Here is an 8,012-nt window from a genome sequence, read left to right as displayed (position 1 = left end):
CTCCTTCTCGCTCCGCAATAAAACAACTCTGCAATGTCACTTATTTGACCTATTAACAATGAGAATTGGTATAAGGACTCAGAGAACGAGTTTTAAAAGTGTTGACGAGAAAAAAATGACTATGGATGCAGTAAGCAAGATGTTCAAAATTGATGAAAAGACTATATATTAGTGGAGGAAAAGAAGAGAAGAAACAAGAGGTATAAAACCATCTTCAGGCTACCAAAAGGGGTATGACCATAAGATTAAGGACATAGACAAATTTGTCAAGTTCCTGAGTAAAAATCGGGAAATTACGATTGAAAAGATAGTTGGGAAATTTGGTAATATATGCAAGAGTATGGTGTATAACTATCTTAAGAAAGTAAATTATATATAAGAAAAACTTTTCTCTATCAGGAAAGAGATGAGGAGAAACGAAAGGAATTCATAAAAAAATAGTAGAAATAAACGAAGAAAATTTAGTATTCATTGATGAATCAGGTATAAAAGATAATGAGTTTTATACGTATGGATGGGCTGCAAGAGGCGAAAGATTGTTTGCAGAAAAAACAGGATACAAAAGAAAAAGGGTGTGCATAATTAGAGCACTCAATGAAGGAAAAGTTGAAGCACCAGTATAATTGAAGGGTATTACAACAGCGAAATTTTTGAAGCTTATGTTAAAATGTGCTTATTCCGATATTAAAACCTGGGCAAACTATTATTCTCGATAATGCGAGCTTTCATAAGTCTGAAAGGACGAGAAAATTAATAGAAACTGTTGGATATAAAATTTTATTTTTGCTGCCATGCTCACCTAACTTAAATCCAGTTGAGAAGTTCTGGTTTGCTGTCAAGCATGCCGTAGGAAAAACTCTGTCAAACTTTTGGCTTGATATCAATTCGACATCGATTTTGTCTTTCAGCATCGGGAAACCTTATCTCAGTTAGCTATAAGAGATTGTCCGGAGACTAAAATAAGGGTATAGTGTTAAGAGATATAAAATGAGGTAAGAGATAAGGAAAAATATCCAACAGACTTAAGTGAAAGGGAGTGGGCTCGAATAGAAAAATACTTTAGGGTATCGTACAGAAAAGAGGAAGACTGCCAAAGTAGAAATATTATAAGCAATTTTCTATGTACTATGTGCAGGGTGCCAATAGCATTATTTGCTGAATGGCTTTCTATTCTGGAAAACTGTATATGAGCAATTCATGCAATGGAAAAAGCAAGGTACCTTTGAAAAAATGAGTTGTGAAATTACCAAATGTAGCAGGAAAAAATAGGAAGAAATGAGCAGCCGAGCGCTTGCATAGTAGACAGCCAGTCTATTGGAACTACAGAAAAAGAGGGAGTAAAGGTTATGATGGGGGTAAAAAAAATAAGAGGTAGAAAAAGGCATATGGTTATAGATACTCGGGGTTTTATACTGAGTTGTTGTGTGGGAGCTGCCAGTGAGAATGACAGAGATGGAGTAAAGGTAGTGTTAAACAAGACGAGAGAAAAATATACTGGAGTTAAGAAAATGTGGGCTGATATGGAATATCAAAGCAAAAATTTAAAGATATATATAAAGGAAGAATATGGGATGGACGTTGAAATTGTGAAAAGGCCTCCATGTGGGTTTTGGATATATAAAGACACACCACTTGCATTGCTACCAGCAAGAGAACAGGGATTTAAAATACAGCCAAGAAGGTGGTTTGTAGAGGGGACCTTTGCCTGAGTCTCTAGGAATAGAAGGCTATCAAAAGAGTACGATTTGCTTACAACATCTACTGAAAATTTTATATATCTTACTATGAATAAGGTTATATTAAAGAGGAAATGTGTCCAATTTTACTAATTTCTGGACGACCTCTGAATTGTATCTGTGCAGTTTTTGACAAGTTCAAAAATACATGCTGTAAAAGCCATAAGCTCTGATTAGGAAAAATGGTAGCATGGTTGATGTAGATAGTATTAGTTGATAATTTGTGAATTTTTCTAAAGAAGTTATCTCCTTTTGCTTTCTTGATGCTTATGTATTTCTGAGTATAACCTTGGGTTCAAAAGAAACTATTGGCTGTTCCACATCTTCAACTTTTTCTAGTTTTGTGTTGGGCTTTAATAAGGTTGTACAACGTAGAACCTGTACAAGCTGATCCAGTAATTTCCACGATCGCTTCTATTATAGGCATTTCTAGCACATGAAATGTAACACTACTTACAATGACACTGCACTAACAACACTAGCCACAATTGATCAATATGCTCTTTATTGATGATTTTTCTTTTGCAGAATTTCCTTTGTAGATTCACTACATGGTTCAGCAGAAGAGATGTCATTATAGGCATTTGGCTCTTGTGCGGAGGTGTCTACTGAAGTATTATAGGCCTCTTCTCTACTTTCACATATGGATTGAGAAATTCTGAGATCTTTACTATTTATATTGATATCTTTATATAATTGGGTATCAGTTTCTGCATCTGTTGTCATATTTGCAGTCTTTTCATGTTCCTCTACATTAAAACTACCTTTAACTTTCTCAACGTTTTCTGGTATATTAGAAGTCTTTAATTCCTCTGTGTCAGCTGCAGTAATGGTTATCAGGCTGCCCTTCCAATCTTTGAATCTTTTAACAATAGCTTTTCTTATTTTTTTTTGCATTTTCATGATGTTTTTTCCTTTCCATTAAGTTTGTTAATTGAGTCGAAATAGCGAACCAGTTCACCACATAAGTTTAGTGCTTTCTCAATCAAAGATATTTTACTATTTGAAATATCTTCCTTATGAAAATTTAGCCTATCTTTTACATTGAAACAGTGTTAACAAGATTTGTCTTTTTTAGAATATAATAAACCCCTAGGGAGTATCTTATTGAATTCTATAATATTATTTTTTGTATTATTGTAATATTTATCATTATAATGAGGCTAGCGAAGTTTGTTAAATAGTTTTTGCATTTCTGTAAGTTACTTTGGTGACTGGTAGCTGTGCAACTAGTTTACTATGTTACAACTTTTGATGCTGAGAGATCTGATTTCTTGATTTAAAGTTTTTATTGTTTATAGAGGATAAACTGATACAATAAACGAGTTAAAGGTAAAGAAAGCTTTAAGTTATGCAAGATGATAAAAAAAACAACGATAGAAGAGGAAAAGGGCGTATTAGGCTGGATAGAGTATAGATTACCTATATTTTCTTTTCTAAAACATATTGCTTCTTACCAAGTGCCAAAAAACTTAAATTATGCTTGGAACTTCGGTTCTTTGGCTGGTATAGCGCTAATTTTACAAATAATAACGGGTATATTTCTTGCTATGCACTACACTCCACATGTTGATCATGCGTTTAACAGCGTGGAGCACATAATGCGTGACGTAAATTATGGATGGCTGATACGCTACACTCATGCTGTTGGAGCGTCGCTCTTCTTTATGGTAGTCTATGTTCATATGATGCGCGGGTTATATTATGGGTCTTATAAAAGGCCACGAGAAATGGTGTAGTTTATAGATATATTTATATTTTTTGCAATGATGGCAACAGCATTTATGGGATATGTTCTTCCCTGGGGGCAAATGAGTTTTTGGGGTGCAACGGTTATAACCAACTTATTTTCAGCAATACCCTTAGTTGGCAATAAAATAGTTATGTGGTTATGGGGTGGTTTTTCCGTTGATAACCCAACACTTAATCGTTTTTTTGCTCTGCATTATCTTTTACCCTTTGTTATTATCGCTTTAGCTATGCTGCATATTATTGCTCTACATAGATTTGGTTCTGGTAACCCAAGTGGGGTAGAAGTAAAATCAGGTAAGGATACCATTCCACTCTACCCTTATTATATAGTAAAGGATTGCATAACCTTTGGTCTGTTTTTTATAGTTTTATTTACGTTTGTTTTCTATGCTCCCAATTATCTTGGTCATCCCTCTAATTATATAGAGGCTGATTCTATGGTCACTCCTATTCATATAGTACCAGAATGGTACTTTTTACCTTTTTATACAATGCTGCGCTCAATTCCAGATAAACTTGCTGGTGTGCTTACTATGTTTGGGTCTATTTTAGTGTGGTTTCTATTGCCTTGGCTTGATAAAGCAAAAGTTAAAAGCGGTGCTTATCGCCCATTATTCAAAAAGTTTTTTTTGGTTTTTGCAGTAAATTTTGCATTTCTTGCTTGGCTTGGGGGACAGGAAGTCAAAGAACCTTACATCACTCTAAGTAGGCTTTCTACTCTTTATTACTTTGCATACTTTATAGTAGTTTTACCACTGCTTAGTAAGTATGAGAAGCCAAAGGAATTACCAAAAACCATAAGTGATTTTGTACCGGAGATGAAATAATGCTGGTTAAGAATATATTAGCTGTGTTTTGTGCATTACTTCTTGCTAATTCTGTGTGTGCAGAAGAATTTGTACCTTCTCCAAATAAAAAAATGGACTGGAGCTTTGATGGAGCTACTGGATTCTTTGATAGGGAGTCAATCCAGCGTGGTTATAAAGTATATAAGGAAGTCTGTGCTGCTTGTCACTCAATGAATAGAATAGCGTTTCGTGATTTGCAAGATGTTGGTTTTTCTGAAGATGATGTAAAGCAGATTGCAGCTTCTTACCAAGTTAAAGATGGTCCAAATGATCTGGGTGAAATGTTCGATAGACCTGGAATACCTTCAGATTATTTTATTGCACCTTTTGATACGAAAGAAGTAGCTGCAGCAAGTAATAATGGTGCAGTTCCACCGGACTTATCACTCATTATTAAAGCAAGACACGATAGTGCAAATTATGTCTATTCGCTTTTAACGGGCTATCGAAACGGTGAGCAAGATGAGAATGGTTTATATTTTAATCCATATTTCCCAACAGGTAAATTAGCTATGGCACCACCGCTATCTGAAGGAATGGTAGAATATGATGGTGCAAGACAAGCTACAGTTGAAAATATGGCGTACGATGTAGTAAATTTTTTACAGTGGGCAGCAGAGCCAGAACTAGAACGCCGACATAAGCTTGGATTTAAAATAGTGACGTATTTTGTAATCTTAACAGTGTTTGTTGTACTAACCAACAAAAGGATTTGGAGCAAGCTCTATAAAAAGAAAAAATAGAGTTTTTTTTGTATCCATTGACACTCACTTTTATACCTTATTTACTCTAGTAAGATAACAAATATATGATAATATAGGAATTATGAAATTTCAACTAGTTACGCATTTTCAACCAGCTGGAGATCAACCGCAGGCAATAGATAGTCTAGTTGCAGGACTAAATGACAATAAAAGAGATCAGGTCTTACTTGGAGTTACTGGTTCTGGGAAGACTTTCACTATGGCAAATGTTATTGCAAGGACAAACAGACCTGCTCTCATCATTGCTCACAATAAAACTTTAGCAGCGCAGCTTTATGAGGAAATGAAAGGGTTTTTTCCCCATAATGCTGTTGAATACTTCATTTCTTATTATGATTACTATCAGCCTGAAGCTTATTTGCCACAAACTGACACTTATATTGAAAAAGATTCTGTAATCAATGAAAAAATTGATATGCTGCGTTATTCTGCCGTTTGCTCCCTTTTAGGGCGCAGGGATACAATTGTAATTGCCAGTGTTTCCTGCATATACGGTCTTGGTTCGCCTGAAAGCTGCCTCAGTATGACCATAACTTTAAGTACTGGGGATAAAATTCGTGTTAATGATTTCCTGAATAATTTAGCTAGTCTCCAGTATAAGCGCTCTGATATCAGATTTGAGAGAGGATATTTTAGAATGCGCGGCGATATTATCGATATATTTCCTGCCTATTACGAAGACAAAGCTTGGCGTTTATCGCTGGTTGGCAATGAGATAGAAGGGATCTCTGAAATTAATGCTATAACGGGTGATATTGTCAAATGCATAGATAAAATCACCATTTTTCCCAATAGCTATCATATTACATCACGTGAGACTCTGTTGCGTGCGATTCAGCCAATTAGAGAAGAACTAAATGAACGCTTGGATTATTACTACTCGCAAAACAAAATTGTTGAAGCAAGACGCCTTGAACAGCGTACCAATTTTGATATCGAAATGATGGTAGCAACAGGAACGTGTAAAGGTATTGAAAATTATTCGCGTTATCTCTATGGAATGGAAGCTGGAGATGCACCGCCTACGTTGTTTGAATATTTACCTGAGGATGTAATTTTATTTGTTGATGAAAGTCATGTTACTGTTCCTCAGATTGGTGCAATGTATAGTGGTAATGAGTCACGTAAAAAAAAATTGATCGGCCACGGCTTCCGACTTCCTTCCGCTTTCGATAACCGTCCGTTGAAGTTTAAGGAGTGGGAGTCAGTGCGGCCGCAGACTATTTACATTTCAGCCACTCCCGGAAAATATGAGTTGGCAAGAACAAATAACTTGTTTGTAGAGCAAGTTATTCGTCCAACAGGACTTACGGATCCAATCTGCATTGTAAAACCAACGGAGACTCAAGTTTACAATGTGGTTCACGAGGCACAAGTGACAATAAAGAAAGGATTTTGTGTTCTAATTACTACATTGACCAAAAAAATGGCAGACAAGCTAGCTGAACATATGAGCGAGTTAAATATGAAAGTGAGTTATTTGCATTCAGATATTGGTGCGCTAGAGAGAATTGACACTATATACAAATTAAGATCGAAAGAAATTGATGTTCTAATCGGTGTTAACTTGCTGCGGGAGGGTCTTGATATTCCAGAGTGTAGTTTGGTTGCAATTTTGGATGCTGATAAAGAAGGATTTTTGCGATCAGAGACTTCACTCATTCAAACGATCGGTCGTGCTGCACGTAACGCTGAAGGCAGGGCAATTTTATATGCAGGTAAAGTCACCGGTTCCATTGACCGTGCATTAAAAGAGACTGAAAGAAGAAGAAAAAAAACAAAAGGAATATAGTGTCTTGCATAATGTTTTACCCAAGACTATAATAAAACCTATATCAAATACTTTAAAAGAAAAAGTGGTGATGAAGGTAACAACAATCGGTATGAATAAGGATGATGTAAGCAGTTTAAGAAAACAGATGTTAGCACATGCCAAGAACTTAGAATTTGAAGAAGCAGCTAAAATCAAAAATATTATTGGAAGGATAAATAATCTGTGATATAATGTGCATCATTTAAAAAAGTAAGTAATTTTATTGATGCATTTAGGATTAATACACATTAAATATTTAGTACTATAAAATTAAATTATTAAGTTTGATGGCAGAAGAGATTAACATTATGAATGATTTCACTAATAACAATAATTCAAGCGACAGTTCAATTTTCCAAGGAAAAATCTGTCCAGAAGATTTAAATAAGGCTCAGGAAGTAAATGAACTCAAAGAGGTAACGGAGGAGCTTTTTAAGAAGATTGAGCTGCAAAAGCAGGAATATGAAGGGTTAGGGAAGGAAGCGAGCAGTGAAATACAAGGAATGTTTACTCCAGTAATGCTGGGTGATGATAATCCAACAGATGGTGGTATAGTAGAAGAAATATTGGCGGAACTTGGGAAATTTTTTCAATCTTTATTAAGTGAATTTGAAATAGAGTTGGACCCAAAAACCTACGAGATGATCAATGGAAAAAGGGAGAAAAATTGGCTTGCTGCGATAATTAAATTTTTGCATGATAAGCTTAAGGAATTAGTTGAGAAGGTCTTTTCTTGCGATTTAAGTTTTGATGAGAGGATCGATAAAGAGATAAAGGAATTAGAGGAAAAGTTGCTAAGTGGTGGTTTCTCCAAAGAAGAGGAAGTAGCAGTACTGGAAAAGCTAGAAGTCCTGCGTGAGCTCAAATTGAAACTTCAAATGGCAGTAGCTGGATGGATTGTAGCGATGGTTGCTGAAATCTTTGCAGTTGAGCTAGTGGTTGCAGCGGAAGGAACAGGGACAGCTAAAGAAGAAGACAAAAAAGCGGAAAAAACGTCGTCGAAAAAAGAAGTAGAGGTTTGTAAAGAAATAGGAATAAAAGTAGGTGAGGATGAGAAATTGCGAATCTTGCCAATATCTCTTTTCGTAATTTCAGGCCA

At 35.5% G+C, this 8,012-nt stretch carries 4 protein-coding genes and 4 pseudogenes; 7 read left to right on the top strand and 1 reads right to left on the bottom strand.

Annotated elements, in window-relative coordinates; genetic code table 11:
* Positions 1-425: 425 nt before the first annotated feature.
* The 3 genes and pseudogenes from CCY16_RS06920 to CCY16_RS03510 all read left to right on the top strand — a co-directional run bounded on the left by CCY16_RS06920 (position 426) and on the right by CCY16_RS03510 (position 1,829).
* A complete protein-coding gene (locus CCY16_RS06920) occupies positions 426-623 on the top strand; it encodes a transposase (protein ID WP_088414976.1) in 198 nt (65 codons plus the stop codon).
* Positions 624-669: 46 nt separating this feature from the next.
* Positions 670-933, top strand: a complete 264-nt coding sequence (locus CCY16_RS06915; RefSeq protein ID WP_088414974.1) for a transposase — start codon at positions 670-672, stop codon at positions 931-933.
* A gap of 113 nt (positions 934-1,046) precedes the next feature.
* A pseudogene (locus CCY16_RS03510) lies at positions 1,047-1,829 on the top strand (IS5 family transposase).
* Between the two features lie 411 nt (positions 1,830-2,240).
* On the opposite strand, the gene CCY16_RS03505 reads toward CCY16_RS03510, so the two are convergent.
* The gene (locus CCY16_RS03505) at positions 2,241-2,633 is read right to left on the bottom strand and encodes a hypothetical protein (protein WP_179946049.1); all 393 of its coding nucleotides are present in this window, start codon (positions 2,631-2,633) and stop codon (positions 2,241-2,243) included.
* Between the two features lie 461 nt (positions 2,634-3,094).
* Here CCY16_RS03505 and CCY16_RS03500 point away from each other — a divergent pair.
* The 4 genes and pseudogenes from CCY16_RS03500 to CCY16_RS03485 form a co-directional block, all read left to right on the top strand.
* A pseudogene (locus CCY16_RS03500) lies at positions 3,095-4,315 on the top strand (cytochrome b).
* Positions 4,315-5,079, top strand: a complete 765-nt coding sequence (locus CCY16_RS03495; protein ID WP_179946048.1) for a cytochrome c1 — start codon at positions 4,315-4,317, stop codon at positions 5,077-5,079. Before CCY16_RS03500 ends, CCY16_RS03495 begins: the two are co-directional and overlap by 1 nt.
* A gap of 82 nt (positions 5,080-5,161) precedes the next feature.
* A pseudogene (gene uvrB, locus CCY16_RS03490) lies at positions 5,162-7,100 on the top strand (excinuclease ABC subunit UvrB).
* Positions 7,101-7,200: 100 nt separating this feature from the next.
* Positions 7,201-8,012 (top strand): annotated as a pseudogene (locus CCY16_RS03485) (hypothetical protein); the annotation flags it as partial.

This window comes from Wolbachia endosymbiont of Wuchereria bancrofti (genome assembly GCF_002204235.2).
In the GTDB taxonomy this organism is placed as follows: Bacteria; Pseudomonadota; Alphaproteobacteria; order Rickettsiales; family Anaplasmataceae; genus Wolbachia.
The sequence above is the reverse complement of the archived record's forward strand: the minus strand, read 5'-3'. Positions and strand labels throughout refer to the sequence as shown.